Source organism: Micromonospora sp. A3M-1-15, from assembly GCF_024213425.1.
In the GTDB taxonomy this organism is placed as follows: Bacteria; Actinomycetota; Actinomycetes; order Mycobacteriales; family Micromonosporaceae; genus Micromonospora; species Micromonospora chersina.
In genome coordinates this window covers 414,101-440,600 of record NZ_JANAVK010000004.1, presented here as the reverse complement: position 1 = coordinate 440,600, position 26,500 = coordinate 414,101, and the positions used below count along the sequence as shown (strand labels likewise).

The 26,500-nt window shown below is 74.1% G+C and carries 22 protein-coding genes; 11 read left to right on the top strand and 11 right to left on the bottom strand.

From position 1 onward, the window contains the following. Positions 1-88: 88 nt before the first annotated feature. The 5 genes from NLX85_RS22520 to NLX85_RS22500 all read left to right on the top strand — a co-directional run bounded on the left by NLX85_RS22520 (position 89) and on the right by NLX85_RS22500 (position 7,075). Positions 89-1,894, top strand: coding sequence for a long-chain fatty acid--CoA ligase (locus NLX85_RS22520; protein ID WP_254338216.1), 1,806 nt, complete (start codon positions 89-91; stop codon positions 1,892-1,894). 14 nt (positions 1,895-1,908) lie between these two features. Continuing rightward, positions 1,909-3,600, top strand: coding sequence for a GAF domain-containing sensor histidine kinase (locus tag NLX85_RS22515; protein ID WP_254338214.1), 1,692 nt, complete (start codon positions 1,909-1,911; stop codon positions 3,598-3,600). Between the two features lie 7 nt (positions 3,601-3,607). Then, positions 3,608-4,276 (top strand): response regulator transcription factor, encoded by a 669-nt coding sequence (locus tag NLX85_RS22510; protein ID WP_007072219.1) that lies wholly within the window; start codon positions 3,608-3,610, stop codon positions 4,274-4,276. A 209-nt stretch (positions 4,277-4,485) separates the two neighbouring features. Further along, on the top strand, positions 4,486-5,298 hold the full coding sequence (locus tag NLX85_RS22505) for an SAM-dependent methyltransferase (protein ID WP_254338212.1): 813 nt from the start codon (positions 4,486-4,488) through the stop codon (positions 5,296-5,298). Between the two features lie 88 nt (positions 5,299-5,386). Next, positions 5,387-7,075: a bifunctional diguanylate cyclase/phosphodiesterase gene (locus NLX85_RS22500; RefSeq protein WP_254338797.1), complete on the top strand. Its 1,689-nt coding sequence runs from the start codon at positions 5,387-5,389 to the stop codon at positions 7,073-7,075. A 6-nt stretch (positions 7,076-7,081) separates the two neighbouring features. On the opposite strand, the gene NLX85_RS22495 is transcribed toward NLX85_RS22500, so the two are convergent. Further along, positions 7,082-7,756, bottom strand: a complete 675-nt coding sequence (locus tag NLX85_RS22495) for a response regulator transcription factor (RefSeq protein ID WP_091320122.1) — start codon at positions 7,754-7,756, stop codon at positions 7,082-7,084. Further along, positions 7,708-9,006, bottom strand: a complete 1,299-nt coding sequence (locus NLX85_RS22490; protein ID WP_254338210.1) for a histidine kinase — start codon at positions 9,004-9,006, stop codon at positions 7,708-7,710. Before NLX85_RS22490 ends, NLX85_RS22495 begins: the two co-directional genes overlap by 49 nt. A gap of 151 nt (positions 9,007-9,157) precedes the next feature. Between NLX85_RS22490 and NLX85_RS22485 the strand changes: the two genes are divergently transcribed. Next, the gene (locus tag NLX85_RS22485) at positions 9,158-11,266 is read left to right on the top strand and encodes an MMPL family transporter (RefSeq protein WP_254338208.1); all 2,109 of its coding nucleotides are present in this window, start codon (positions 9,158-9,160) and stop codon (positions 11,264-11,266) included. A gap of 92 nt (positions 11,267-11,358) precedes the next feature. Here NLX85_RS22485 and NLX85_RS22480 read toward each other — a convergent pair whose 3' ends face one another. The 4 genes from NLX85_RS22480 to NLX85_RS22465 all read right to left on the bottom strand — a co-directional run bounded on the left by NLX85_RS22480 (position 11,359) and on the right by NLX85_RS22465 (position 15,585). Beyond that, a complete protein-coding gene (locus NLX85_RS22480) occupies positions 11,359-12,483 on the bottom strand; it encodes a glycosyltransferase family 4 protein (protein ID WP_254338206.1) in 1,125 nt (374 codons plus the stop codon). Then, the gene (locus NLX85_RS22475) at positions 12,480-13,739 is read right to left on the bottom strand and encodes a M48 family metallopeptidase (RefSeq protein WP_254338204.1); all 1,260 of its coding nucleotides are present in this window, start codon (positions 13,737-13,739) and stop codon (positions 12,480-12,482) included. Before NLX85_RS22475 ends, NLX85_RS22480 begins: the two co-directional genes overlap by 4 nt. Before the next feature lie 99 nt (positions 13,740-13,838). Beyond that, complete coding sequence (locus NLX85_RS22470; RefSeq protein ID WP_091320108.1) at positions 13,839-14,051, bottom strand: hypothetical protein; 213 nt, start codon at positions 14,049-14,051, stop codon at positions 13,839-13,841. Between the two features lie 133 nt (positions 14,052-14,184). Next, complete coding sequence (locus NLX85_RS22465) at positions 14,185-15,585, bottom strand: NYN domain-containing protein (protein WP_254338202.1); 1,401 nt, start codon at positions 15,583-15,585, stop codon at positions 14,185-14,187. Positions 15,586-15,712: 127 nt separating this feature from the next. Between NLX85_RS22465 and NLX85_RS22460 the strand changes: the two genes are divergently transcribed. From NLX85_RS22460 to NLX85_RS22440, 5 genes are all read left to right on the top strand, one after another. After that, positions 15,713-17,470 carry a DEDD exonuclease domain-containing protein gene (locus NLX85_RS22460; protein ID WP_254338200.1) on the top strand — a complete coding sequence of 586 codons (1,758 nt, stop codon included), beginning with the start codon at positions 15,713-15,715 and terminating at the stop codon, positions 17,468-17,470. Positions 17,471-17,597: 127 nt separating this feature from the next. Then, entirely contained in the window at positions 17,598-19,385 is a 1,788-nt protein-coding gene (locus NLX85_RS22455; protein ID WP_254338198.1) for a bifunctional (p)ppGpp synthetase/guanosine-3',5'-bis(diphosphate) 3'-pyrophosphohydrolase, read from the top strand. A gap of 48 nt (positions 19,386-19,433) precedes the next feature. Continuing rightward, positions 19,434-19,973, top strand: a complete 540-nt coding sequence (locus NLX85_RS22450; protein ID WP_189195069.1) for an NUDIX hydrolase — start codon at positions 19,434-19,436, stop codon at positions 19,971-19,973. Then, complete coding sequence (locus NLX85_RS22445) at positions 19,970-20,848, top strand: sugar phosphate nucleotidyltransferase (RefSeq protein ID WP_254338196.1); 879 nt, start codon at positions 19,970-19,972, stop codon at positions 20,846-20,848. Before NLX85_RS22450 ends, NLX85_RS22445 begins: the two co-directional genes overlap by 4 nt. A 52-nt stretch (positions 20,849-20,900) precedes the next feature. Beyond that, entirely contained in the window at positions 20,901-21,188 is a 288-nt protein-coding gene (locus NLX85_RS22440) for an Lrp/AsnC family transcriptional regulator (protein WP_091122500.1), read from the top strand. A gap of 61 nt (positions 21,189-21,249) precedes the next feature. Here the strand turns inward: NLX85_RS22440 and NLX85_RS22435 are convergent, their stop codons facing one another. The 5 genes from NLX85_RS22435 to NLX85_RS22415 all read right to left on the bottom strand — a co-directional run bounded on the left by NLX85_RS22435 (position 21,250) and on the right by NLX85_RS22415 (position 26,436). Next, positions 21,250-21,936, bottom strand: a complete 687-nt coding sequence (locus NLX85_RS22435) for a DUF4142 domain-containing protein (RefSeq protein WP_254338194.1) — start codon at positions 21,934-21,936, stop codon at positions 21,250-21,252. A 210-nt stretch (positions 21,937-22,146) separates the two neighbouring features. After that, entirely contained in the window at positions 22,147-23,778 is a 1,632-nt protein-coding gene (locus tag NLX85_RS22430) for a cytochrome b N-terminal domain-containing protein (RefSeq protein ID WP_254338192.1), read from the bottom strand. Beyond that, positions 23,775-24,863, bottom strand: a complete 1,089-nt coding sequence (locus tag NLX85_RS22425) for a ubiquinol-cytochrome c reductase iron-sulfur subunit (RefSeq protein ID WP_254338189.1) — start codon at positions 24,861-24,863, stop codon at positions 23,775-23,777. The genes NLX85_RS22430 and NLX85_RS22425 overlap by 4 nt, the downstream gene beginning before the upstream one ends. Positions 24,864-24,930: 67 nt before the next feature. Then, positions 24,931-25,764 carry a c-type cytochrome gene (locus NLX85_RS22420; protein WP_254338188.1) on the bottom strand — a complete coding sequence of 278 codons (834 nt, stop codon included), beginning with the start codon at positions 25,762-25,764 and terminating at the stop codon, positions 24,931-24,933. A 72-nt stretch (positions 25,765-25,836) separates the two neighbouring features. Next, positions 25,837-26,436, bottom strand: a complete 600-nt coding sequence (locus NLX85_RS22415; protein WP_091320077.1) for a heme-copper oxidase subunit III — start codon at positions 26,434-26,436, stop codon at positions 25,837-25,839. Positions 26,437-26,500 lie beyond the last annotated feature (64 nt).

The following is a 26,500-nucleotide window of genomic DNA, read 5'->3' as shown; positions in this document are numbered from 1 at the left end:
TCCCTACCTCATCCCCGGGGGCGGCCGGGTAGGTTTCGACTGAGCCGACCACGGCCGGCCCGGCCAGTGCGAGCACGAGGGAGTGCAGGTGCGCGAGTTCTCCGTTCCGCCGATCGTCACCGTCGGCGACGCGGCCAACCTGACCGACCCGGTCTGGGACAATGCCGAGGTCGCCCCCGACGCCGTGCAGTTCGTCCGGCGCGCCGCGGGGACGGGCGGCGCCTGGATCGACGTGACCTGCCGCCAGTTCCGCGACGAGGTCGTCGCGGTGGCCCGGGGCCTGGTCGCGGCCGGCGTGTCCCCCGGTGACCGGGTCGGCCTGATGAGCCGCACCCGCTACGAGTGGACGCTGCTCGACTACGCGATCTGGGCGGCCGGCGCGGTCACCGTGCCGATCTACGAGACCTCCAGCGCCGAACAGGCCGCCTGGATCCTCTCCGACTCCGGCGCGGTCGCCGTCGTAGTGGAGAGCACCGGGCACGCCACCCTCGTCGCCGGGGTCCGCGACCGGCTGCCCGAGCTGCGCGAGGTCTGGCAGATCGACCTCGGCGCGGTCGACGAGCTGGTCGCCGCCGGCGCGTCGGTCGACCTCGCCGAGGTGGAGGTGCGCCGCTCCACCCTGAAGGCCGACGACGTCGCCACCATCATCTACACCAGTGGCACCACCGGCCGTCCCAAGGGCTGCGTGCTGACCCACCGCAACATCTACGCCGACATCGCCAACGCCGTGCCGGTGCTGCCGAACCTGTTCCGCGAGGGCGCCTCCACCCTGCTCTTCCTGCCGCTGGCGCACGCCTTCGCCCGGCTCATCCAGGTCGGCGTGGTGCAGGCCCGGGCCACCATGGCGCACTGCTCGGACACCAAGAACCTGGTCGGCGAGCTGCAGGAGTTCAAGCCGACCTTCGTGCTCTCCGTACCCCGGGTCTTCGAGAAGGTCTACAACGGCGCGCGGCAGAAGGCCGAGGCCGAGGGCAAGGGCAAGATCTTCGACCGGGCCGAGAAGGTCGCCATCGCGTACAGCGAGGCGCTGGAGACCCCCGACGGGCCGGGCCTGGGCCTGCGCGCCCAGCACGCGCTCTTCGACAAGCTGGTCTACCGCAAGCTGCGCGCGGCGATGGGCGGCCGGTGCCGCGACGCGATCTCCGGCGGCGCCCCGCTCGGCGCCCGGCTCGGGCACTTCTTCCGCGGCATCGGGGTGACCATCTGCGAGGGCTACGGCCTCACCGAGACCGCGCCGGCCGCCGCCGCGAACCTGCCCGGGCACACCCGGATCGGCACGGTCGGCCGGCCGCTGCCCGGCGTCACCATCCGGATCGACGACGACGGCGAGGTCCTGATCTCCGGGGAGATCGTCTTCCAGGGCTACTGGCACAACGAGGCGGCCACCGCCGAGGCGGTGAGCGCCGACGGCTGGTTCCGCACCGGCGACCTGGGCCACCTCGACGAGGACGGCTACCTCTCCATCACCGGCCGCAAGAAGGAGATCATCGTGACCGCCGGCGGCAAGAACGTCGCCCCGGCGGTGCTGGAGGACCAAGTCCGGGCGCACCCCCTGATCAGCCAGTGCGTGGTGGTCGGCGACCGGCAGCCGTTCATCGCGGCGCTGGTCACCGTCGACGAGGAGGCGCTGCCGAAGTGGCTGGCCGCGCACGGCCGCCCGGAGGCCACCAGCGTCGCCGAGCTGCGCGAGGACGAGACGCTGCGGGCCGAGGTGCAGGCGGCGGTCGACCAGGCCAACCAGGCGGTCTCCAAGGCCGAGGCGATCAAGGTGTTCCGGATCCTGCCGCAGGACTTCACCGAGGCGACCGGCGAGCTGACCCCCTCGCTCAAGGTCAAGCGCCAGGTCGTGCACAAGACGTACGCGGCGGAGATCGCCGATATCTACCGAGGCTGACTACCATCCGTCAGGTGCCCGCCTCGACACCCAGCCAGCCGCCGACCCAGCCCCTGGCGGCCGCGGCGCGCGTGGTCATCCTCGCGCTGGTCGCCGCCCTGACCCTGTTCGCCACCCGCGACGCCGCCCAGCTGTGGTGGATCGCCCTGCTCGGCGTCGCCGGGCTGCCCGCCGTGCTGGCCCCGCAGCACCGGCTGCTCGCCCCGATCAGCCGCTTCGCCGAGGTGATGGTCCTCGGGCTGGCCGCCAGCCAGGTCGCCGCCGACACCCACCTCACCGGGGTGACCGGCGGGCTGGGCGCCTCGGCGGTGCTGCCGTACCTCGCCGTGCCGGTCACCGTGACCGCGCTGCGCCGCCGGTTCCGCGAGGGCGCGGCCCTGCTCGTGGTGGCGGCGGCCACCCTGCTGGTCAGCGCGGCCTTCACCGAGGTCGCCGGTGAGCCGCAGCTCGGCCAGCTCGGCTACCTGGCGGTCTGCGCGCAGTGGCTGATCCTGGCCGGCCTCGGCCTCTACACGGCCGGCACGCTCCAGCGGGTGATGCGGGTCCGCGGCGAGGGCAAGCCCCAGCCGTACGCGGAGGCGACCCGGCTGCTCACCCAGCTCCGCACGGTCGCCCGCCAGCTTCCGGGCGCCACCCTGGACCCGGGCGGCATCTCCGAGCACCTGCTGGAGGAGCTGCGGGTGGTGGCCAAGACCGACCGGGGCGCGGTGCTGTCGGCCAGCGGCGGCGGCCGGCTCGTGGTGCTCGCCCAGATCGGCGCGGACCGGGTCGACTGGGAGACCACGCTCGACGCCGACTCCGCCATCGCCGACGCCTGGGCCAGCCAGCAGCCGACCACCTCGGCCCGCTCGCAGGCCCGCTCCCGGGCCTCGGGCGAGGTCTCGGCGCTGATCGTGCCGCTGGTCGCCGGGGTGCGCACGGTCGGCCTGGTGGTCGTCGAGGCGGACACCGCGCACGCGTACCCGCCGCCGGTGGTGTCCCGGGTGACCGCGCTGACCGGCCCGGCCGCGCTGCGCCTGGAGGCCGCGCTGCTCTTCGACGAGGTGCGGTCGCTGGCCACCAACGAGGAGCGGCAGCGGCTGGCCCGGGAGATCCACGACGGGGTCGCCCAGGAGCTGGTGATGGTCGGCTACGGCATCGACAACGCCCTGGCCACGGTGCACGACGACGCCGAGGAGACCGCCGACTCGCTGCGCACCCTGCGCCAGGAGGTCACCCGGGTGATCACCGAGCTGCGGCTGAGCCTGTTCGAGCTGCGCAGCGAGGTGGACCGGCACGGCGGCCTGGCCGCCGCCATCGCCGAGTACGCCCGCACCGTCGGCGCCTCCGGCGGCCTGCGGGTGCACCTGTCCCTGGACGAGTCCACCGCCCGGCTGCCCGCCGCCACCGAGGCCGAACTTCTGCGCATCGCGCAGGAGGCGGTGACCAACGCCCGCAAGCACGCCGGGGCCGCGAATCTGTGGGTCACGTGTGAGGTGGACCCCCCGTACGCCCAGATCGAAGTGTCGGATGACGGTCACGGCATCGGTGAGCAGCGCCCCGACGGGCACTACGGTCTTGCGATCATGGCCGAGAGGGCGGAACGTATCCGGGGCCGGTTGGAGATCAGGCCGCGGCAACCCAGCGGCACGACCGTGGCGGTGGTACTCGGCTCCTCGCCCCGGCGCGGTAGGGTGCGCGGCAGCGAAGCAGGAGAAGGGGAGTAACCCGAGGATGACCACTAGCCCGACACCGGCCACCCGGACCAAGGTTCTCCTTGTGGACGATCACGATCTGATCCGCAAGGGTCTGCGGCACGCCTTCGAGCGGGACCGGCAGTTCGAGGTCGTGGGCGAGGCCGCCACGGCCGCGGAGGGTGTGCGCCAGGCCGGCGCGCTCCAGCCGGACGTGGTGATCATGGACCTGCGGCTGCCCGACGGCAGCGGCCTGGAGGCCACCCGCGCCCTGCGCAAGTCCAGCGCGTCCATGGGCATCGTGGTGCTCACCATGTACGCCGGCGACGACCAGCTCTTCGGCGCCCTGGAGGCGGGGGCGAGCGCGTTCGTGCCGAAGACCGCCCCGGCCGACGAGGTGGTGGCTGCCGCCCGGCACGCCGCCTCCTCCCCCAGCGCGTTCACCGCGGCCGACCTGGCCGAGGCCATGAAGCGCCGCCTGGCCCCGTCCGGCCCGCAGCTGTCCCCCCGCGAGGGTCAGGTGCTGCGGCTGCTCGCCGACGGCATGAGCGTCGCCGGCATCGCCAAGCAGCTGTTCGTCAGCGAGTCGACCGCCAAGACGCACATCTCGAAGCTCTACGAGAAGCTCGGCGCCGCCAACCGCGCCCAGGCGCTGATGACCGCGCTGCGGCTGGGGCTGCTGGAGGCCCCGGACGCCCCGAAGTTCTGACGGCGTCCCACCAGCTCGACGCCGGAGAGGCCCCGTCCGCACCCCGGACGCGGGCCTCTCCGGCATTCCGGGCGCTCCTGACCGCGTACGGTGAGGGGCCGGACGCGTAGCGACGGCGGTCTTTGCACGGCGACGCCGGGCGGGCAGAATACCCGGGTGATCCGCGCGGCGGTGACCCCCGCGCGTCGCCGACACAAAGGGGCAAGCGCATGCAGCGGCCGGACTGGGCACCCGAGACCATCGACATCGAGCGCCCCAGCGTGGCCCGCATGTACGACTACTACCTCGGCGGCTCGCACAACTTCGCGGCCGACCGGGCCGCGGCCCGGGCCATGGTGGAGGCGGTGCCGGAGGCCCCGCTGATGGCCCAGGCCAACCGGGCCTTCCTCCGGCGGGCGGTGCAGTTCCTCGCCGACTCCGGGGTACGTCAGTTCCTCGACATCGGCTCCGGCATCCCGACCGTGGGCAACGTGCACGAGATCGCCCAGCGGATCGACCCGGAGTCCCGGGTGGTCTACGTCGACGTCGACCCGGTCGCCGTGGCGCACAGCCAGGAGATCCTGGCCGGCAACGACCGGGCCGCGGTGGTCCAGGAGGACCTGCGCCGGCCGGAGGCGATCCTCCGCCATCCCGACGTCCTGAAGCTGCTGGACTTCTCCCAGCCGGTCGCCGTGATGATCGTGGCGGTGCTGCACTTCATCCCCGACGCGGACCGCCCGGAGGAGTTCCTGCGGACGCTGCGCGCGGCGCTGGCCCCCGGCAGCTACCTGGTGCTGTCGCAGGCCAGCGACGACGGCCGGGCCGGCACCGGTGAGCGGGCCGAGGCCGAGCGGGTCTACCGGCGCACCGACAACCAGCTCTTCATCCGCAGCCGGGCCGAGCTGACCGCGCTGTTCGCCGGCTTCGACCTGGTCGAGCCGGGCGTGGTCTGGGTGCCGGAGTGGCGGCCGGACGCCCCCGAGCAGGCGGAGAACGCCGCGCAGGCGGTCTTCATGGGTGGCGTCGGGCGGCTCGGTGGGTGACGACGGGGCCACCGCCACCACCCGCTCCCGGCCCGGCGCCTTCGCCCGGGCCTGGGCCAAGGCGGTCTCCGGTACCAGCTACCTGCCGATGACCCAGGCCCAGCTGGAGGCGCTGCTCCAGCGGCTCACCGAGCGGCTGGCCCTGGCGCTGCGCGCCGACCCGTTCGACCTGCGGATCGGCCAGCAGGTCGGCGCCGAGCTGGTGCAGGCGCACATCGCCTCCGCCGAGGGGCTCGGCCGCACCATCGAGGTGATCCAGCTCCGCCTGGTCCGGGACCTCGACCTTGCCGTCGACGACGTCGAGGACCGGATGGCCCGGCTGCTCGCCACGGTCGCCACCGGTTACGCCCGCGCCCTGCGCGACCGCACGCTCGACGAGCAGGAGGCCATCCGGCGGGCCGCCATGATGGCGCGGGCGCAGGCCGAACGGGCCCTGCGGGAGAGCGAGGCCCGGTTCCGGCACCAGGCCACCCACGACCCGCTGACCGACCTGCCCAACCGCACCCTGTTCACCGAGCGGCTCACCACCGCGATCACCGCGCCCGGGCGGGGCGCCGACCGGATCGGGGTCTGCTTCCTCGACCTGGACCGGTTCAAAGTCGTCAACGACTCCCTCGGCCACCAGGTCGGCGACTCGCTGCTGGTCTCGGTGGCGCGGCGGCTGCGGCGGGTGCTCGGCGAGCACCTGGTGGCCCGGCTCGGCGGCGACGAGTTCGTCATCCTGGTCGAGCGCACCGGGTGCACCGAGGACGTGGTCAAGGTGGCCGAGGCGGCCCTGGCGGCGGTGAGCGAGCCCGCGCTCGTCGACGGGCACGAGCTGACCGTGTCGGCCAGCGTCGGCATCGTGGAGCGGCAGGTGGCCGGCACCTCACCCATCGAGCTGATGCGCGCGGCGGACAGCACCCTGCACTGGGCCAAGGCGGCCGGCGGGGCCCGCTGGTCGATCTTCGACGCCGACCGCAACCGCCGCGAGCTGGCCCGCTACGCCCTCTCCGCGGCGATCCCCGCGGCGCTGGACCGGAGCGAGTTCTATCTCGACTACCAGCCGCTGACCGGGCTGCGCGACGGCCGGGTGGTCGGCATGGAGGCGCTGGTCCGCTGGCGCCACCCGGAGCTGGGCGTGCTCCGCCCGGACAGCTTCATCCCGCTCGCCGAGGAGACCGGCCTGATCGTCCGGCTCGGCAGCTGGGTGCTCGCCGAGGCGTGCCGCGAGGCGGGGACCTGGGCGGCCGGGGCGGCCGACGCCCCGTTCGTCAGCGTCAACCTGGCCGTGCGCCAGCTGCACCGGCCCGGGCTGGTGCAGGAGGTGCAGGGCGTGCTGGGGCGCACCGGCCTGCCCCCGGAGCGACTGCAGCTGGAGGTCACCGAGAGCACCATGATGAGCGCCGTCGCGGAGCCGGTCCGTGCCCTGCGGGTGCTGGCCGACCTCGGCGTCCGGGTCGCCATCGACGACTTCGGCACCGGCTACTGCAACCTGGCGTACCTGCGGGACCTGCCGGTGAGCGAGCTGAAGGTGGCCGGCGAGTTCGTGGCCGGGCTGCGTGCCCCGGCCGACGACCCGGGCAGCCGCACCGACGAGCGGATCCTCGCCTCGCTGGTCTCCCTGGCGCACGCCCTCGGCCTGACCGTCACCGCCGAGGGGGTGGAGACCGCCGACCAGGCGGACCGGCTGCGCGCGATCGGCTGCGACGCCGGGCAGGGCTGGCACTTCGGCCGCCCCGGACCGGCCGTGCCCCACCTGGACCGCTCCCCCGCCCTGACCGACACCGCCTCCTGAGCCGGATCAGGCCGGGGTACGCGGCCGGCGGCCGTCCTCACCGTGCAGGTATGCCAGCACGGCCAGCACCCGCCGGTTGTCGTCACCGGACGGCGGCATCCGCAGCTTGCTGAAGATGTTGTTGATGTGCTTGTTGACCGCCTTCTCGGTGACGAAGAGCCGGGCGGCGACCGCCGCGTTGGACCGGCCCTCGGCCATCAGGCCGAGCACCTCCCGCTCCCGGGCGGTCAGCTCGTCGAGCGGCCCCGCCCCGGACCGGCTGGCCAGCAGCTGGGCGACCACCTCCGGGTCCATCACCGTGCCGCCGGCGGCCACCCGGCGCACCGCGTCGACGAACTGGTCCACGTGGGACACCCGGTCCTTGAGCAGGTAGCCCACCCCGCCGAGCCGGTCGGAGAGCAGCTCCCGGGCGTAGAGCTGCTCGACGTGCTGGGACAGCACGAGGATCGGCAGCCCGGGGATCTCGGCGCGGGCCCGGATGGCGGCCTGCAACCCCTCGTCGGTGAAGGTGGGTGGCAGCCGCACGTCGAGGACCGCGACGTCCGGGCGGTGCGCGGTCAGCGCGGGCAGCACCGACGGTCCGTTGTCGACGGCCGCGACCACCTGGCAGCCGAACGCCTCCAGGATGCGGATCAGCCCGTCCCGGAGGAGGGCGAGATCCTCGGCGATGACAACTCGCACGGCAGCTCCATGCTGATGACGGTGGGCCCACCGGCCGGACTGGTCACCACCATCGTCCCATCGAACGCGGCCAGACGACGCCCCATCCCCGCCAGGCCGCCGCCCGCCGCCGCGTCGGCCCCGCCCCGCCCGTCGTCACCGACCACGATGGTCAGCCGCCCGTCGGTGTGCCCCAGCTCGACCCAGGCCCGGGACGCCCCGCTGTGCTTGCTCACGTTCGCCAGCCCCTCGGCCACCGCGAAGTACGCGGCGGACTCCACCGGGGCGGCCGGCCGGCCCGGCAGGTCGACGGTCACCGCCACCGGCAGCGGCACGGCCAGCGCCAGCGCGCGTACGGCGCCCGCCAGGCCGCGCTCGGCGAGCACCGGCGGGTGGATGCCGCGCACCAGCCCGCGCAGCTCGGCCAGCGCCTGCCCGCTGGTCTCCCGGGCCTCGGCGAGCAGCCGCCGCACCGCCTCCGGGTCGTCCCCCACGAGCTGCTCGGCCAGGCCGATGCTCATGCTCAGCGCGACGATCCGGGCCTGCGCCCCGTCGTGCAGGTCCCGCTCGATCCGCCGCAGCTCGGCCGCCTGCGCGTCCACCGTCTCGGCCCGGGTGACGGTGAGCTGGCGGACCCGCAGCGCCAGCTCGGCCGTGCGGGTCGGCGGCAGGAAGAACCGGGCGAAGGCCAGGTGCAGCCAGACCAGCCAGCGCCCCGCCGCCAGCCCTCCGACCAGGAACAGCGCGCCCAGCGGGAAGCAGAGCAGCGCCTCGAAGAGGTTGTCGATCGGCCAGAACGGGCCGTAGCCGAAGCCGACGGTCAGGTGCAGCACCAGCGGGACCCCGAGCATCCCCTCCAGGCCGTACACCGGCAGGGCGAAGGCGGCCAGGCACACCGCGCCGGTGACCGCGCCGGGCAGCAGCCAGGACAGGTCCCGCCAGGTGGCCGGGTCACTCACGACCCAGCGGAACCGCCGCCACGTGCCGAACTGGGCCCCCGGCGGAGCCGGCAGGTAGGGCGTGGCCATCTCCACCCCGCCCCACCGGGCCAGCCGGCGGTGCAGCCCGACGCAGAGCCGCACCAGCGCGGTGACCACCGGGAAGAGGGCGAACCCCACGCCGAACACCGGGATGAGCAGCAGCGACACCAGGGACAGCACGAAGAGCGCGACGTGCGTGGTCAACGACAGCAGGGCGATCAGCAGCCCCTGCGCGGCGGTGACCGCGCCGGGCCGGACCCAGGTGCGGAGCAGTCCGCGTACGTCGTCCACGGGCCCATTCTGCGGCACCGGCCGCGCCGGATCGGTGGTGCTGGCACCACCCGGGGCGGCGCGCTGGCACCCCTGACCCGCGCCGGTCCGGACCGAAGGATCGGAGGAAGGGGTCGCCGACCCCGCAACCGTGACGACGAAAGGGAATCGGATGTCCCCGCAACGCCTGGCCGGCCTGCCCGCCGGCCGCCGCGGCAAGTACGCGGTCCTCCTGCTCTGGCTGGCGCTGCTCGTGGCGGCCGGCCCGCTCGCCGTCAAGCTCGGCGAGGTCCAGGACAACTCGACGCTCGGCGCGCTGCCGGCCGGCGCCGAGAGCAGCCGGGCAGTGCAGCGCGCCGAGACGGCCTTCCCCGGCTCGCGGCACCCGCTCGCCATCGCCGTCTACGTCCGCGACACCGGGCTCACCCCGGCCGACCGGGCCCGGGTCGACGCCGACCGCGCCACCTTCGGCGCGTACGCCGACGGCGGCGTGGTGTCCCCGCCGGTGGCCGCCGCCGACGGCCGGGCGCTGCTGCTCTCCCTGCCGGTCAGCCTCGACGACGAGCGGCGCGCCGAGGCGGTGGGCGCGCTCAAGGACCGGCTGGCCGACGGCGCGCCACCCGGCCTGCGGACCGCGCTGACCGGAGAGGCCGCCGCCGAGCACGACGTCTTCGACGCGTTCTCCGGGATGGACGGCGCGCTGCTGCTGGCCACCGCGCTCACCGTCGCCCTGCTCCTGCTGGTCACCTACCGCAGCCCGGTGCTGTGGCTGATCCCGCTCGTCGCGGTGGCCGTTGCCAACCAGCTCGCCGGGGCGGTGGTCTACCTGCTGGCCCGGCACGCCGGGCTGGCCGTCGACTTCCAGAGCCAGACCATCCTCACGGTGCTGGTCTTCGGCGTCGGCGTGGACTACGCCCTGCTGCTCATCGCCCGCTACCGGGAGGAGCTGCGCCGGCACGCCGACCGGCACGCCGCCATGGCGGTCGCGCTGCGCCGCTCGGCCGGCGCGGTCTGCGCCTCGGCGGCGACCGTCGCGATCGGACTGCTCTGCCTGCTCGCGGCCGACCTGCCGGCCACCCGCGGCCTGGGTCCGGTCGGCGCGGTCGGCATCGCGGCGGCGCTGCTGGCCATGACCACCCTGCTGCCGGCCGTGCTGGTGCTGTGCGGCCGGTGGCTGTTCTGGCCGTTCGTGCCCCGGTACACCCCCGGCGCCGACACCCGGGACCGCGCCGCCGACCACGGGGTGTGGCGGCGGATCGCCGGCCTGGTCGCCGGCCGGCCCCGGGCGGTCTGGCTCGGCACGGCCGCCGCCCTGGCCGCGCTGACCCTGGGCATCGGCAACCTCGGCCTGGGCCTGCCCGACGACGAGTCGTTCACCACCGAGGTCGGCTCGGTCGCCGGCCAGCGGCTGATCGCCGCCCACTACCCGGGCGGCTCGGCCGCGCCCGCCGAGATCCTGGCCTCCGCCGGCACGGCCGACCGGGTGGTGGCCGCCGCCCGCGCGGTGACCGGCGTCGCCGAGGTGGGCGTGCCGGAGCGCTCGGCGGACGGCCGGTGGGTCCGGGTGCCGGCCGTGCTCGCCGGTGCGCCGGACAGCGACGCGGCCCGGGACACGGTGACCCGGCTGCGGGCCGCGGTGCACGCGGTGCCCGACGCGCGGGCACTGGTCGGCGGGCGGACCGCCACGGTGCTCGACGAGGAGCGCACGGTCAACCGGGACAACCGGGTGGTCATCCCGCTGGTGCTCGCGGTCGTCCTGGTCATCCTCGTGCTGCTGCTCCGCGCGCTGGTGGCGCCGCTGCTGCTGATGGCCAGCGTGGTGCTGTCGTACGCGGCCGCCATGGGTGCGGCGGGGCTGGTGCTCGACGCCCTGGGCCACCCCCGGCTCTTCGTCGGCGTCCCGTTGCAGGCGTTCCTGTTCCTGGTGGCGCTCGGTGTCGACTACACGATCTTCCTCATGACCCGGGCCCGCGAGGAGGTCGCCCGGATCGGGCACCGGCCGGGCGTGCTGCGCGCGCTCACCGTCACCGGCGGCGTGATCACCAGCGCGGGCGTGGTGCTGGCCGCCACCTTCGGCGCGCTGCTGGTGCTGCCGCTGGTGCCGTCGGTGCAGATGGGCGTCATCGTGGCGCTCGGCATCCTGCTCGACACCCTGCTGGTGCGCAGCCTGCTGATCCCGGCGCTGACCCTGGACCTCGGCACGCGCACCTGGTGGCCGGGGCGGCTCGCCCGCCGGTCGCCGCGACCGGCACCGCCGGAGCCGGCCCTGGCCCGCACCTGACCACCCGTTTCTCACGCGGCGGCCCCGGCACGACGCCGGGGCCGCCGGGTTCGGACCTGAACCGCCGCTCCGGCCTGCCGGCCGCCCGTGGGTCAGCCGGCGAGCAGGGCGGCCATCCGCTCGGCCTGGGTCTCCCAGCGCCACTCGCGCTCCACCCAGGCCCGGCCGGCCGCGCCGAACTGGCGGGCCAGGTCCCGGTCGGCGAGCAGGGTGGCCACCCGGTCGGCGAGCTGGGCCACGTCCCGGCCGCGGACCACGTAACCGGTCTCGCCCTCGCGGACCGCGTCCGGCGCGCCGCCGGAGTCGCCCGCCACCACCGGCAGCCCGGTCGCGCTGGCCTCCAGGTAGACGATCCCCAGGCCCTCGACGTCCAGGCCGCGGTTGCGGGTGCGGCAGGGCATCGCGTAGACGTCGCCGGCCGCGTAGTGGGCGGGCAGCTCGGCCGAGGGCACCGACCCGGTGAACACCACGTCGCGTTCCACCCCTATCTGCCGGGCCAGCTTCTCCAGCGTCGCCCGGTAGGGGCCGCCGCCGACGACCAGCAGCGCGGCGTCCGGCACCCGGCGGCGGATCTCCGGCATCGCCCGGATGAGCATGTCCTGCCCCTTGCGCGGCACCAGGCGCGACACGCACACCACCACCGGCCGGTCGGCCAGCCCCAGCCGCACCCGCACCCGCTCGCCGTCGACACCCGGGTGGTAGGTGTCCACGTCGACGCCGGGAGCGAGCCGGCGCAGCTCGGTCACCCCGTCGAGCACCCGGGCCAGCCGGACCCGGGTGTACTCGCCGAGATAGGTGGTGACGTCCACGCCCCGGCCGATCCGGCGCAACGCCGACCGGGCGCCGGGCAGCGCGGCCCAGCCGGCCTCGTGCCCGTGGGTGAGCGCCACCGCCCGGCGGATCCCGGCCCGCCGGCGCAGCCCCGCCGCGAGCAGCCCCAGCGGGGCCGCCGCGCCGAACCACACCGTGTCGCAGTCGTACGCCCGCGCCAGCCGCGCCGCCCGGCGGGCCACCAGCGGGGTGGGCAGCAGCACCTTGGTGCGCTCCCGGACCACCTCGAACGGCTGGTCGGCGTCGAACTTGGCGGCGCCGCGCCAGCTCGACGCGTAGACCACCACGGAGCCCGGTGGCTGGCGCACCGCCAGGTTGTGCACGAACGACTGGATGCCGCCGGGGCGGGGCGGGAAGTCGTTGGTGATCAGCAAGGTGCGGCTCATCGGCCGGACTCCCTGGCGTAGGCGCGGGCGGCGGCCATCCGCTCCACGGTGGACGGGTGGGACGCCGACCAGAGGTGTTCCCAGCGCGGCGGGTCGGGGTCGGCCAGGTTCACCCCGGCCAGCCGGCGCTGCATCGCCTCGAAGGTCACCGGGTCGCCGGTGAGCGCCAGCGCGTGCGCGTCGGCGCGGGCCTCCACCCGCCGGGAGACCAGCGCCTGCACCGGCGTGGCCACCAGGCCGGCCACCGTGACCAACGCGATCAGCAGCGGGAACGCCCGGGGCTGGGCGATCGAGTCGACGCCGGCCAGCCGCAGCAGCGGCGTCCAGGAGCCGATCAGGTAGAGCGCCACCACCGCGGCGGCGGCGCCCAGCGCCCCGATGAGGGTGCCGGTCCAGACGTCCCGGTCCTTGGCGTGCCCCAGCTCGTGGGCGACCACGCTGGTCACCTCCGCCGGGTCGGCCTCGCGCAGCAGGGTGTCGTAGACGACCACCCGCCGGGTCGGCCCCAACCCGGAGACGTACGCGTTGACCGCCCGGGTCCGCCGCGAGGCGTCGGCGACCAGGACGTCGCGTACCGGCACCCCGTCCCGGGCCGCCAGGCTGGTCAGCTCGGTGCGCAGCGGGCCCGGCTCCATGGGGGTGAACCGGTTGAACACCGGCTCGACCAGCACCGGCAGCACGAACGACAGCAGCACCACCAGGACGGCGGCCCCGGCCGCGCCGAACGCCCACCACCAGCGCGGGGCGAGCCGGGTCACCGTGTAGAAGCCGAGCAGGACGAGCGCGCCGATGACCGCGCTGACCGCGTACGACTTGAGCAGGTCGACGGTCCAGCCGCCCCAGCCCTGGGTGCTCAGCCCGTAGCGGGTCAGCACGGTCTGCCGCCAGGCGGCGAAGGGCAGGGTGAGCAGGTCGGCGAGGAACATCACGGCCAGCCCGCCCAGCACCGCCTGGGCCACCCAGTGGCCGCCGAAGGGCCGGCCGGCCAGCTCGACCAGGCGGCCGCCGAGCGGGGTGAGCCCGAGCACCAGGGCCACCACCAGGCCGACGGCGAGCGCCGACCAGCCGGCCGGGCGCAGCGCGCCGTGGAAGGCCCGGCCCCGGGCCACCTGGTCGACGGGGAGCGCGCGCAGCGCCGCGAGCTGGTCGGCACGGGGCGCCGGCGGCCGGCTCCACGGCACCAGCAGCGCCGCGGCGACGAGCAGCGCCACGGCCAGCCCGGCCAGGGTCAGCACCGCCCAGCCGCGCGGGGTCACCGCCCCACCCGCCGTACCCGCGTCATGCCGCTCCCCTCCCGCCGTGAGGGCCCATCCTAAGGCCCGGCGCGGGCCGGGTGGCCGCGGTGCCGAGGGGGATCAGGCGACCCGGCGGCGGCGGACCGGCTTCCGGGGAGCGGGCGGGGCGGGCAGCACCTGCACCTCGAACCCGGCCCGGGCGAACACCTCGATCGCCCGGTGCTCGGCGGGGCCCAGGTCGGCCGCCGCGGCGCCGGTGTCGAGCAGCGCGGTCACCAGGCAGCCGGAGCACCCGGCGCCGCGGATCCCGCAGGTGTCGCAGTCGATGAGCATCAACGCCTCCTGACGCGTGGCCGGTGGCGGACAGGAGACCTGGCCACCACCGTCGGTCACCACGAGGCTAGGCCGGGGGTATGACAGAACCGGACAACGAGGCAGCACCCACCCCGAATCCGATCATCGGGCCTCAGGACCGGGCGAGCCGCCGCAGCAGCGAGTCGGCGCCGAGCGGGTAGGCGCCGTGCCGGCGTACCCCGTCGGCGACCTCGCGGTCGGAGGAGACCACCACCACCGGCCGGCCGGCCGGCTCGGCGCGGACCAGACGGCGGATCAGCTCGTCCGCCGTCTCCCCCTTGCGGGAGAAGAGCACCCGCACCCCGCGCGGCGTGGGCGGCAGCCCGTGGATGCGCTCGGCGCCGTCGAAGACCACCGTCACCTCGTCGCCGGTCTGCGCGGCGATCCCGCCCAGGCCGCTGATCAGCCGCTTGCGCTGCTGCTCCAGCGACATCTCCCCGAAGCCCCGCTTGGTGACGTTGTAACCGTCCACCACCAGGTGCGCCTTGGGCAGGGCGAGCAGCTGGTCGAGCCGGGCCGGGTCGTCGGTGTCCCGCGCCCGGGCCGCGGCCCCGGCCGGCGTGGCCGCCGACTGGTCGGCGAACGCGTCGGCCACGAAGTCGGCGGGCAGCTTCTCCACCGGATCCAGGGCCAGCTCGCGGCGGAGCCCGACGGCGGCCTGGCCGATCGTCTCCAGCAGCAGCCACAGCTTCGCCTCGTCGACCGAGCGGGCCTCCTTGGCGCTGACCCGGGCCACCCCGGCCGCGGCCTCCGCCTCGGCCAGCCGGGCCCGGGCGCGGCGCAGCTCCGCGTCCGCGTCGGCCGCCGCGCGGGCCGCCCGGCCCCGCTCGGTGGCCAGCATCTCGGTGGCCTTGCGCTCCCGGGCCTGGGTCTCCCGGAGGGTACGGGCGAGCTGCCGGGCCTCCTCGCGGAGCTGGCCCAGCTCCTCGCGGACCCGGGCGAGCTCGTCGCGGAGCTTCTCCGCCTCCACCCGGGCCACCGCCCGGTCGTGCTCGGCGCGGGTGGCCCGCTGCTCGGCCTCGCGGACCAGCTCGGCCACCACCGCGCTGTCCGCCTCGGCGCGCACCGCGGCGCCGCTGGCGTCGATCAGCTCCCGCCAGCCCCGGGGCCGGGCCAGGTAGGCCAGGGCGGCCACCTCGACCGGGTCGGCCGCCGCCGGGGCGGTCCCCTCCACCACGGCCGCGCCGAGGTCGCCGGCGTCGGCGAGCACCCGGGCGGTGACCCGCTGCCGGAACAGCGGGTCGGCGGTGAGCTGGGCGGCGATGGCCGGGGCGCCGAGCCGGGCGCGCCGGTTGGGGGCGAACTTGGCCACCCGGCGCAGCGGCACAGGCACCTCGTCGGCGGCCAGCCCGGGCAGCACCGCGGCGGTGAGCGCCACGATCCGCTGCCGGACCGGCTCGGGCAGGGTGGGCTCCGGCTCCAGCGGGACCGACGGGCTCTCACCGGTGTCGTGCGCGCCGACCACCGGCTCCTCCGCGGAGGAGTGGTCGTCGTGCGGCTCGGTGAGGGGCATGTGGCAAGTCTCCCACCCCGAACGGGCCCACCGCCGGGTGAGTGAGCCGATCTCTCATCCTACCGCCGTGGTAGCGATTGGTACTGGTGGGACGGGAGTGTCGGACCCCGCCGCTAGCGTGCCGCGGGTGACGCGACCGGAGTACGTCCAGGAGGCGCTGGCCGGCCTGGACCGGGCGGCGGGCACGGGTGTCGACCCCGCGCTGCCGCTCTACGCGACCACCTTCGTGGTGGTCGACCTGGAGACCACCGGCGGCGCGCCGGACGGCGGCGGGATCACCGAGATCGGCGCCGTCAAGGTGCGCGGCGGTGAGGAGCTGGGCGTGCTCGCCACCCTGGTCAACCCGGGGGTGCCGATCCCGCCGTTCATCACCGTGCTGACCGGCATCACCCAGGCCATGCTGCTCCCCGCCCCGCCGATCGAGCAGGTGCTGCCGAGCTTCCTGGAGTTCATCGCCGACGCCGTGCTGGTGGCCCACAACGCCCCCTACGACGTGGGCTTCCTCAAGGCCGCCTGCGCCCGGCACGGCTACCCGTGGCCCAACCCGCGGGTGCTGGACACCGCCGCGCTGGCCCGCCGGGTGCTCACCCGCGACGAGGTGCCCAACCGCAAGCTGGGCACCCTGGCGGCCTACTTCCGCACCGCCACCCAGCCGACCCACCGGGCGCTCGACGACGCCAAGGCCACCGTCGACGTGCTGCACGGGCTGATCGGCCGGCTCGGCGGGCACCGGGTCGACACCGTCGGCGAGGCCATCGAGTTCGCCCGCGCGGTCACCCCGACCCAGCGCCGCAAGCGGCACCTCGCCGAGGGGCTGCCGAAGGTGCCCGGGGTCTACATCTTCCGGGCCGCCGACGACCGGCCGCTCTACGTCGGCACCTCCGGCGACATCGCCACCCGGGTGCGCAGCTACTTCACCGCCGGCGAGAAGCGCGCCCGGATCTCGGAGATGCTGGCCGCCGCCGAACGGGTGGAGGCGGTCGAGTGCGCCCACTCGCTGGAGGCCGAGGTGCGCGAGCTGCGGCTGATCGCCGCGCACGCGCCGCCGTACAACCGGCGGTCGAAGTACCCGGAGCGGCAGGTCTGGCTGAAGCTGACCGACGAGGCGTACCCCCGGTTGTCGATCGTGCGCGAGCTGGCCCCCACCGACTCGGCCTACCTCGGCCCGTTCCGCTCCAAGCAGGCCGCCGAGCTGGCCGCCGCCGGGTTCCACGACGCGGTGCCGCTGCGGCAGTGCACCCACCGGCTGTCCCGGCGCACCACCATGCCGGCCTGCGCGCTGGCCGAGCTGGGCCGGTGCCCGGCGCCCTGCGAGCACCGGATCACCCCGGAGGACTACGACGACCACGCCGCCGTTCCGTTCCGCACCGCCACCCGGAACGACCCGCAGGTGGTGGTGGACGCCCTGCTGGCCCGGATCGAGGTGCTCTCCGACGCCCGGCGCTACGAGGAGGCCGCGGTGGTCCGCAGCCGGCTGGCCGCGGTGCTGCGCGCGGCGGTCCGGATGCAGCGGCTGGCCGCGCTGACCGGCATCGCCGAGCTGGCCGCCGCCCGCCCGGCCGCCCGGGGCGGCTGGGAGCTGGCCCTGGTCCGGCACGGCCGGCTGGCCGGGGCCGGGGTGTCCCCACCGGGCGTCCACCCGCGACCGACCATCAGCGCGATCCGGGCCACCGCCGAGACGGTCCTGCCCGGGCACGGCCCGGTGCCGGCCGCCACCGCCGAGGAGACCGAGCGGATCCTGTCCTGGTTGGAGCGACCGGAGACCCGGCTGGTCGAGACCTCGGCCGGGTGGGCCTCGCCGGTCGCCGGCGCGGGCCGGTTCCGCGACCTGTTGACCAAGGCGGAAAACGGCGCGTCCCACCAACTCTCGACCGAACGCTCATGACCAAGTGTCCGATCGGACTACGTCAACTCCCTTAGGCTGTTAGAGAAGTGCAGTCCTGCCCGATTCGCGGGCCTGCTCCCGGTTGCCGGCTTCGGCGACCCGGGGCCGGGGTGAGGAGGTGTCCCAGGTGGACGTCGACGCCGGACACGGCGCCGCCCTGGGCGGCGCCCTCCCGACCCAGCCCGGCGAGCTGCCGCTCTCCCGCCGGCTGCGCTCCCTGCTCACCTGGCCCACCACCGACGGCGACCCGGTCACCGCGTTGGTCCGCGTCCATCGCGGCATCCATGCCAGCGCCGAGGCGTCGGTGCTGCGGCGGGCCTACACGATCGCCGAGAACATGCACCGCGGCCAGTTCCGCAAGAGCGGCGAGCCGTACATCACGCACCCGCTCGCGGTCGCCCAGATCTGCGCGGACCTCGGGATGGACACCACCACCCTGGTCGCCGCCCTGCTGCACGACACCGTCGAGGACACCCGCTACACCCTCCAGGCGCTCCAGGAGGACTTCGGCCGCCAGGTGGCCCACCTGGTCGACGGGGTGACCAAGTTCGACAAGGCCTTCTACGGCAAGGTCGCCGAGGCGGAGACCGTCCGGAAGATGATCGTGGCGGCCGGCAAGGACGTCCGGGTGCTGATCATCAAGCTGGCCGACCGGCTGCACAACATGCGCACCCTCGGGGTCCGTTCGGCGGCCTCGCGGGAGCGGATCGCCCGCAAGACCCAGGAGGTGCTCGTCCCGCTCTGCGACCGGCTGGGCATCCAGACCCTCAAACGCGAGCTGGACGACGTGGTGCTGCTGCACCTGCGGCCGGAGGAGCACGCGCGGATCGCCCGCTTCGTGCACGACCGGCCGGGCTGGGACGCCTACCTGGACGACGTGGTGGCGAAGACGCGGGTGGCGCTGCGCCGCAGCCGGGTGGACGCCGAGGTCGGTCCCCGCCCCCGGCACCTCTACTCGATCTGGAAGGACACGGTGGCCGGCGACCACGCCGCGCCGTACGACCTGCCCCGCATCGCCATCGTGGTGGACGGCCCGGCCACCGACTGCTACGCCGCGCTAGGCGCGGTGCACGGGCTCTGGCGGCCGGTGCCGGGCCGCTTCAAGGACTTCATCGCCTCGCCGAAGAACAACCTCTACCGCTCCCTGCACACCAGCGTGTGCGGCCCGCAGGACCGGACCGTCGAGGTGCTGATCCGCACCGAGGAGATGCACCGCTCCGCGGAGTACGGCGTCGCCGCCCACTACCGCTTCCCGCGCACCGGCCGGGCGGGCGACCGGGCGGACGAGCTGGCCTGGCTGCGCCGGGTGCTCGACTGGGAGCAGGAGACGGTCGACCCCACCCAGTTCATGGAGTCGCTGCGCTGCGACCTGGCCGAGGCGCAGGTCCAGGTGGTCGCCGACGGGCGGCAGGTGGTGCTGCCGGCCGGAGCCACCCCGGTCGACCTCGCCTACGAGCTGGGCACCGAGCGGGGCGACCACTGCCTCGCCGCGCGGATCAACGGCCGGCTGGCCCCGCTCTCCTCCGAACTGGAGGAGGGCGACGTGGTGGAGATCTTCACCGAGGGCGACGCGGAGAGCGGCTTCGAGGCCGACGTGGCGCCGCGCGGGCCGCGCCGCGAGTGGCTCGGCTTCGTCAAGTCCCCGCACGCCCAGATGCAGATCAACCGCTGGTTCGCCGAGCACACCGAGCCCGGCATCTCGATCGCCGACAAGGTACGCCTCGGCCGGGCCACCATCGGCCTGGCGCTGCGCAAGCACGACCGGGGCCTGGCCAGCGACCTGCCGCTGCTGCGGCTCTCCGAGGAGCTGGGCTACCCCGACCTGGAGACCCTGCTCGTGGCGGTCTTCGACCGCACCGTCGAGCCGGACACGGTGGTCCGGCAGCTGATCGATCTGGTCGACCACCGGCAGTAGGCGAGCTCCGCTCAGCCACGGGCGCGCCCGGCCACTAGCCTTACAGACATGATCCCCCGCGCGCGTGCCACCGGACGGGCCCTCGGCTACCAGATCTTCTACCGGCTCCCGGTGCCGCTGCGGCGCCGGCTGGTCCGGCTCGCCGTGCCGAAGTACATCGTCGGCGCGGTCACGCTGGTCCGGGACACCGAGGCCGAGGGGGCGGGCCGGATCCTGCTGCTGCGCCAGCCGCCCGGCCACAGCTGGACCCTCCCGGCCGGGCTGCTGCAACGCGGCGAGGCGCCGGTGGTCGGGGCGGCCCGCGAGCTGTACGAGGAGTCCGGCATCCGGCTCTCCCCCGAGCGGCTCCGCCCGGCCGTGCCGAACGCCGTGGTGCACGCCAAGGGCTGGGTGGACGTGGTCTTCGAGGCCGAGGTGCCGGCCTCCCGCACGGAGCTGGCGGTGGACGGCGCCGAGGTCTTCGAGGCCGCCTGGCACCCGTTGGACGACCTGCCCCGGCTGAGCCGGGCCACCGCCAACCTGCTCCGCTACTACGGCATCGGCCCGCGTGCGGGTGAGGTCCCGCCGGCGGCGCCACCCGCCGCGTGACCGCTCCCGCGACCGGGCCCGGCTGGCGGGCCGCCGTGGACGTCTGCGCGGTGGTGCTCGCCGCCGGCGAGGGCACCCGGCTGCGCCCGCTCACCGCGCACCTGCCGAAGGCGCTCTGCCCGGTCGGCAACGTGCCGCTGCTCGACCGGGCGCTGGACCGGCTGGCCGGGCTGGGCCTGACCGGGCCGGACCGGGTCGCGGTGAACGCCTGCTACCTGGGCGGGCAGGTGGTGGCGCACGTGGGCGCCCGCGCGCACCTGTCGGTCGAGCCGGGCGACCCGCTCGGCACCGCCGGCGGGCTGGGCAACCTGCGCGACTGGATCGCCGGGCGGGGGGTGCTGGTCGGCAACGCCGACGCGTACCTCGCCGACCCGGACGCCCCGCCGGGGCCGGACGTGGCGGCGCTGCTCGACGGCTGGGACGGGCGGAGCGTACGCCTGCTCGGCCAGCCGGCCGACGACCCGGCCGCCCCCGGCACCTTCGACGGCCACCGGTTCGTGGGGTTCTCGCTGCTGCCCTGGCGGCTGGTCCGGGAGCTGCCGGCGGCCTTCGGCGACCTGGTGCGGGCGGTCTGGCGGCCGGCGGAGGCGGCCGGAGCGCTCACCGTGCTCCCCTGGCGGGGCACCTTCTACGACACCGGCACCCCGGCCGACTACCTGGCCGCCAACCTGCACGCGGCCGGCCCCGACGGCCTGGTCGACCCGTCCGCCACGGTCGACGGGCCGGTGACCCGCTCGGTGGTCGGGGCGGGCGCCGTGGTGCGTGGCGCGGTGGACCGGTCGGTCGTCTGGCCCGGCGCGACGGTCACCGCGGGGGAACGCCTCAGCGAGGTGATCCGGGCCGGCAGCGACCTCACCGTCCCCGCGGCCCGATGACCCGCGGAGCCTCTAGCATGGGCCTCGACGCCGACGAACGGAGAAATGTCCCGTGATCACCGCGATCGTGCTGATCGACTGCGCCACCGACTCCATTCCCGAGGTGGCCGAGACGCTGGCCAACCTGCCCGGCGTCAGCGAGGTCTACTCGGTGGCCGGGCACGTCGACCTGATCGCCATGGTCCGGGTCCGCGAGTTCGAGCAGATCGCCCAGGTCATCGCCGGCAGCATCTCCAAGGTGCCCGGGGTGATCAACACCGAGTCGCACATCGCGTTCCGCGCCTACTCCCAGCACGACCTGGAGGAGGCGTTCGCGATCGGGCTGGCCAACGCCGACTGACCGCACGCGGGTGGCCGGCCCGCCCCCGTGGGGCGGACCGGCCACCGTCGGGCCGTACGCGTCAGCTCTGGCCGGGCGCCGGGGTCTCCGTGGTGCCCGGAGCGGGCGCCTCGGTGCCGGTGCCACCCGGAGCCGGCGACTCGGTGCCGGTACCGCCCGGAGCCGGCGACTCGGTGCCGGTGCCGCCCGGGCTGGGCGTGCCGCTGCCGCTGGTCTGCGGGACCGGGACACCCAGGGTCTGAGCCAGGGCCACCAGCGCGTCGTAGTGCGCCTGGAGGACCGGCAGGGCGTCCTGGGCGATCTGGACCACCGACTGCTCGGAACCCTGCGAGATCTCGGTCTGGGTCGCCTGGATGGCCTGGACGTGGCCGGCCAACTGGGCGGTCACCCACGCCTTGTCGAACTCCGCGCCGCTCAGGTTGTTCAGCCGGTCCAGGACCTTCTGCTGATCGGCGGTCGGGTCGGACGGCAGCTGGACGTTGAGCTGCTGGGCGGTGGACTGCACCGTCTGGTCCAGCTGGGTGTGGTCCGTGACGAACATCTTGCCCAGGTCCTTGACCTGCTGGTTCTGGCCCTTCTGCTGCGCCAGGTTACCCGCCGTGATCTCGAACAGGTTCACCTGGTGCACCGCCTGCAGGTACTGGGTGTCCTGCGTCGACGGCTGCGCCGCGGCCTGGGCCGCCGCGGCCGGCGCCAGTCCCACGAGCACCAGCGCGGCCAGCAGGCCCAGGCGTTTGATTCCCAACATGCTTTCCCCCCCTTGAGACGTTGGACCGCACGGATACCCGGCTGACCGGGGTTATTCCTGCGATTCCGCCCGTCCGTGTCAGGGGGTGGCGGGGCACCGGACCGGGGCCGACGGGCGTCCGGCGGACGGTACGGGACGGCAGGGTGGAAAACGGCCGTGGCGCCCGCCGGAAGATCCGGCGGGCGCCACGGTCAGTCGTACCCGGGCGGGTCAGCGGCGGCTCTCGCCGCTGCCGATCTCCTCCCGCTCCGGTCGGGGCTCGACCGGCGGGTGCCCCGGCGAGACCGGCGCCTCGGCCGGCTTCTCGATCGGGTAGAAGAAGCCCCGGATGGCCGGGCCGAGGGCCCCGAGCCGGTTCATCTTCTTCGGCACCACCCAGCCGACGTAGTCCAGCGCGGGGCCGTGGCCGTCGTGCCCGTCGGTCGGGGTGAGCGGCTGGTGGACCTCGACGAACCGGCCGTCGGGCAGCCGCTTGATGATGCCGGTCTCCACGCCGTGGGCCAGCACCTCCCGGTCGTGCTGCTGGAGACCCAGGCAGATCCGGTAGGTGACGTAGTAGGCCAGCGGCGGGAGGACCAGCAGACCGATACGGCCGGCCCAGGTCATCGCGTTCAGGCTGATGTGGAACTTGTCGGCGATGACGTCGTTGCCGCCCGAGAGGGTCAGCACGATGTAGAAGGCGACCGCCATGGCGCCCACCGCGGTCCGGGCCGGCACGTCCCGGGGCCGCTGGAGCAGGTTGTGGTGCTTGTAGTCCTTGAGGCGGCGCGCCTCCAGGAACGGGTACATCGTCGACAGGCCCACCAGGATGCCGGGGAGCACGACCGTCGGCCAGAACAGCGGCGGGATGACGTACCCGTCGCCGATCGGGATGCTGATCTCCCAGCCCGGCATGAGTCGGGTCGAGCCGTCGAGGAACATGACGTACCAGTCGGGCTGGCTGGCGGCCGAGACCACCCACGCCTCGTACGGGCCGAAGTACCAGATCGGGTTGATCTGGAACAGGCCACCCATGAGCGCGATCACGCCGAAGACGACCATGAAGAAGCCGCCCTGCTTGAGCGCGTAGCGCGGGAACATCCGCTCGCCGACCACGTTCTCGTTGGTCCGGCCGGGGCCGGGCCACTGGGTGTGCTTCTGCTTGAAGACCAGGCCCAGGTGGGCGCTGATCAGCGCCACCAGCAGACCCGGGATGAGCAGCACGTGGGCGATGAAGAACCGGCTGATGATGATGGTGCCCGGGAACTCACCGCCGAAGATCGACGAGCTGACCCAGGAGCCGATCACCGGGATCGACAGGATGATGCCGGAGGCGATCCGCAGGCCGGTGCCGGAGAGGCCGTCGTCCGGCAGCGAGTAGCCGGTGAAGCCGGCCAGGAAGCCGACCCAGAACAGCAACGAGCCGATGATCCAGTTGGTCTCACGCGGCTTGCGGAACGCGCCGGTGAAGAACACCCGGAGCATGTGCACCACGATCGCGGCCATGAACAGCAGGGCCGCCCAGTGGTGCATCTGCCGCATGATCAGACCGCCCCGGACGTCGAACGACAGGTCCAGGCTGGAGGCGTAGGCGGCCGACATCGGGGTGCCCCGCAGCGGGGCGTAGCTGCCGTCGTAGACCACCTCGGTCATCGCCGGCTCGTAGAAGAACGTCAGGAAGACGCCGGTCAGCAGCAGGACGATGAACGAGAACAGCGCGATCTCGCCCAGCAGGAAGGACCAGTGGTCGGGGAAGACCTTGTTCAGCAGCTTGCGCAGCGGGGTCGCCACCTGGAAGCGGTCGTCCACCGCCCCGGCGCTCTTGGCCGGCAGCGCGGCCGCATCAAACTTTCGGCGCTTCATGGCCGCTCCCAGAAGTCGGGACCGATGGTTTCGGTGTAGTCGGACTTCGCCACGAAGAAGCCCTCCTCGTCGACCTCGATCGGCAGCTGGGGCAGCGGCCGGTTCGCCGGGCCGAAGACCGGCATGGCGTTGTCGGTGATGAGGAACTGCGACTGGTGGCAGGGGCAGAGCAGCCGGTTGGTCTGCTGCTCGTAGAGGCTGGCCGGGCAACCGGCGTGCGTGCAGATCTTGGAGAACGCGACGTAGTTGCCCCACATGTAGCCGCCGTGACCCTTGCGCTCGTTGGCGGCGCGCGACTTCTGCGCGTCGTCCTCGCGCAGGTGGATCAGCAGGGTCGGCGAGTCGGCGTGCTTGTTGCTGACGCCGCCCTCGATGCCCGGGAACACGGTGAGCTGGCCGCCGACGCTGACGTCCGCCGGGCGGATCGGCCGGCCGTCCTCGCGGATCAGCCGGATCCGCTTGCCGTCCGAGGCCGGCTTGAAGCCGGTGGTGAACATCTGGTTGTTCTTGTGCGGCTGCGAGATCAGGCCACCGACCAGCGGCGCCGCGACGACCGCGCCGACCGGCGCCAGGCCGGCGAGCAGCGAGATGCCGAGCAGCGGCCGGCGCTTCACGCCGAGCTCGTCGGCCATGTAGAGCATCGTCTCGCCGGTGATCCGGCGCTCCTCCGGGGAGCCCGGCTGGTCGTGCCGGTCCTGGATCGAGACCTCCTTGGGCAGCAGCTTCTTGCCCCAGGTGAGGATGCCGAAGCCGACGCCGAGGAGCGCGATGCCCAGGGTCACGCCGAGCAGCGGGGTGTAGAACTTGTCGCCCCCGCGGCCGGCCTCCCACTGCCACGGCCACCAGATGTAGATGACGAGGAAGGCGGTGGCCGCGAGGCCGGTCAGCAGGAACATCGTGGCGACCGTGCGGGTCAGCCGGCGCTCCGCCTTGCTGCCCGGGACCACCTGCTGCTCGTAGTGGACGATCTCGATGTCGTCCCGCCGCGCGCCCTCCTGGACGATGTCGAACCGGGAGAGCCGGGGGTCGTTCACGTCGAGCGGCTCCCGGCCCTGCGGGGCCTGGTGCTCGGTGTGGGTGCTCATGCCGTCACCTCGCTACGGGTGACGCCGGGGGTCGGCGCCACAGCACTGAAACGAATGATCCGCTCGGTCACGACTTGCCCGCAATCCACAGGCTCGCGAAGACCAGCGCGACGATGCCGACCAGGAAGATCGCGAGACCCTCGGTCGACGGGCCGTACCGGCCCAGGTTGAAACCGCCCTGGTCCTGGTCGTGCTTCAGGGTCTCCTGGATGTAGGCGATGATGTCCGCCTTCTGCTCCGGAGAGATCTGGTTGTCGCCGAACACCGGCATGTTCTGCGGGCCGCTCAGCATGGCGGCGTAGATCTGCCGGTCGCTGGCCGGCTTGAGGCTCGGCGCGTACTTGCCCGAGGAGAGGGCACCGCCGCCGGCGCCGAAGGCGTGGCACTGCGAGCAGTTGATCCGGAACAGCTCGCCACCGGTGGAGAGGTTCGCGCCCTCGCGCAGGTCGCCCTGCGGCACCTGCGGGCCGCCGCCGAGCTCCTGGATGTACTGGCCGAGCTGGCGCACCTGCTCGTCGGTGAACGCCGGGGGCTTGCGCATGGCCTGGGCTTCCTGCCGGGCCATCGGCATGCGACCGCTGCTGACCTGGAACTCGACCGAGGCCGACCCGACGCCGATCAGGCTCGGGCCGCGTCCCTCGACGCCCTGGGCGTTGCGACCGTGACAGGTCACACAGCTCACGTCGAACAGCGCCTTGCCCTCGTTGGCGGCGGCGCTCAGGGGCGGGTTGTCCTGCGCCTGCACGCCGGGGGCGAAGACGGTGTAGGCGCCGCCGGCCAGCATCAGCGCGGCGGCCAGCCGGACCGCGGCACCCAGCCGGCGGCGGCCCCTGCTGCGCGCTACGGGCCGCCCGCGCAGGCGCGCGAGCAGACCGCGTCGGCGGTCGTTGTCAGAAGTCATGACCTGTGTCCTTAACCGGTTGGACCTTGTCTCAGGGGACGGAGCAGCGGCGCGGTACGTGACGCGCCAAGATCACTGGAGCCAGTAGATCATGGCGTAGAGCCCGATCCACACGACGTCGACGAAGTGCCAGTAGTAGGACACGACGATCGCCGAGGTCGCCTGCGCCGGGGTGAACCGGCCCATGGTGGTGCGGATCATGAAGATGACGAACGCGACCAGACCGCCGGTCACGTGCAGGCCGTGGAAGCCGGTCGTCAGGTAGAACATCGACCCGTAACCGTCTTCGTTGATCTTGACGCCCTCGTGCACCAGGTTGCGGTACTCGTTCGCCTGGCCGAGGACGAAGATCAAGCCCATCACGAAGGTGATCGTGAACCACCGACGGAGGGCGTGGACGTCGCCCTTCTCGGCCGCGAAGACACCGAGCTGGCAGGTCACCGAGGACAGCACCAGGATCACCGTGAAGGTGGTCGCATAGGGGATGTTCAGGATCTCGGTGTGCTTCTCCCACTGCTCCGGCGCCGCCGCGCGGATCGAGAAGTACATCGCGAACAGCGCCGCGAAGAACATGAGTTCGCTGGAGAGCCACACGATCGTCCCGACGCTGACCATGTTCGGTCGGGTCAGGGAGTGGATCCGGCTCTTGTCAATGGCTGGGGCCGCAGTCACGCGGTCATTATTGCCCTTGACCGGGACCGACGATCAGCGGGGTGCCAAACCTGTGCCATCAGTG

Bases quoted from the DNA above. Each gene is read 5' to 3' on its own strand.
- NLX85_RS22510 (WP_007072219.1), top strand. From the start codon at position 3,608: ATGACCACTAGCCCGACACCGGCCACCCGGACCAAGGTTCTCCTTGTG.
- NLX85_RS22505 (WP_254338212.1), top strand. From the start codon at position 4,486: ATGCAGCGGCCGGACTGGGCACCCGAGACCATCGACATCGAGCGCCCC.
- NLX85_RS22500 (WP_254338797.1), top strand. From the start codon at position 5,387: ATGACCCAGGCCCAGCTGGAGGCGCTGCTCCAGCGGCTCACCGAGCGG.
- NLX85_RS22485 (WP_254338208.1), top strand. From the start codon at position 9,158: ATGTCCCCGCAACGCCTGGCCGGCCTGCCCGCCGGCCGCCGCGGCAAG.
- NLX85_RS22480 (WP_254338206.1), bottom strand. From the start codon at position 12,483: ATGAGCCGCACCTTGCTGATCACCAACGACTTCCCGCCCCGCCCCGGC.
- NLX85_RS22470 (WP_091320108.1), bottom strand. From the start codon at position 14,051: ATGCTCATCGACTGCGACACCTGCGGGATCCGCGGCGCCGGGTGCTCC.
- NLX85_RS22465 (WP_254338202.1), bottom strand. From the start codon at position 15,585: ATGCCCCTCACCGAGCCGCACGACGACCACTCCTCCGCGGAGGAGCCG.
- NLX85_RS22450 (WP_189195069.1), top strand. From the start codon at position 19,434: ATGATCCCCCGCGCGCGTGCCACCGGACGGGCCCTCGGCTACCAGATC.
- NLX85_RS22435 (WP_254338194.1), bottom strand. From the start codon at position 21,936: ATGTTGGGAATCAAACGCCTGGGCCTGCTGGCCGCGCTGGTGCTCGTG.
- NLX85_RS22430 (WP_254338192.1), bottom strand. From the start codon at position 23,778: ATGAAGCGCCGAAAGTTTGATGCGGCCGCGCTGCCGGCCAAGAGCGCC.
- NLX85_RS22425 (WP_254338189.1), bottom strand. From the start codon at position 24,863: ATGAGCACCCACACCGAGCACCAGGCCCCGCAGGGCCGGGAGCCGCTC.
- NLX85_RS22420 (WP_254338188.1), bottom strand. From the start codon at position 25,764: ATGACTTCTGACAACGACCGCCGACGCGGTCTGCTCGCGCGCCTGCGC.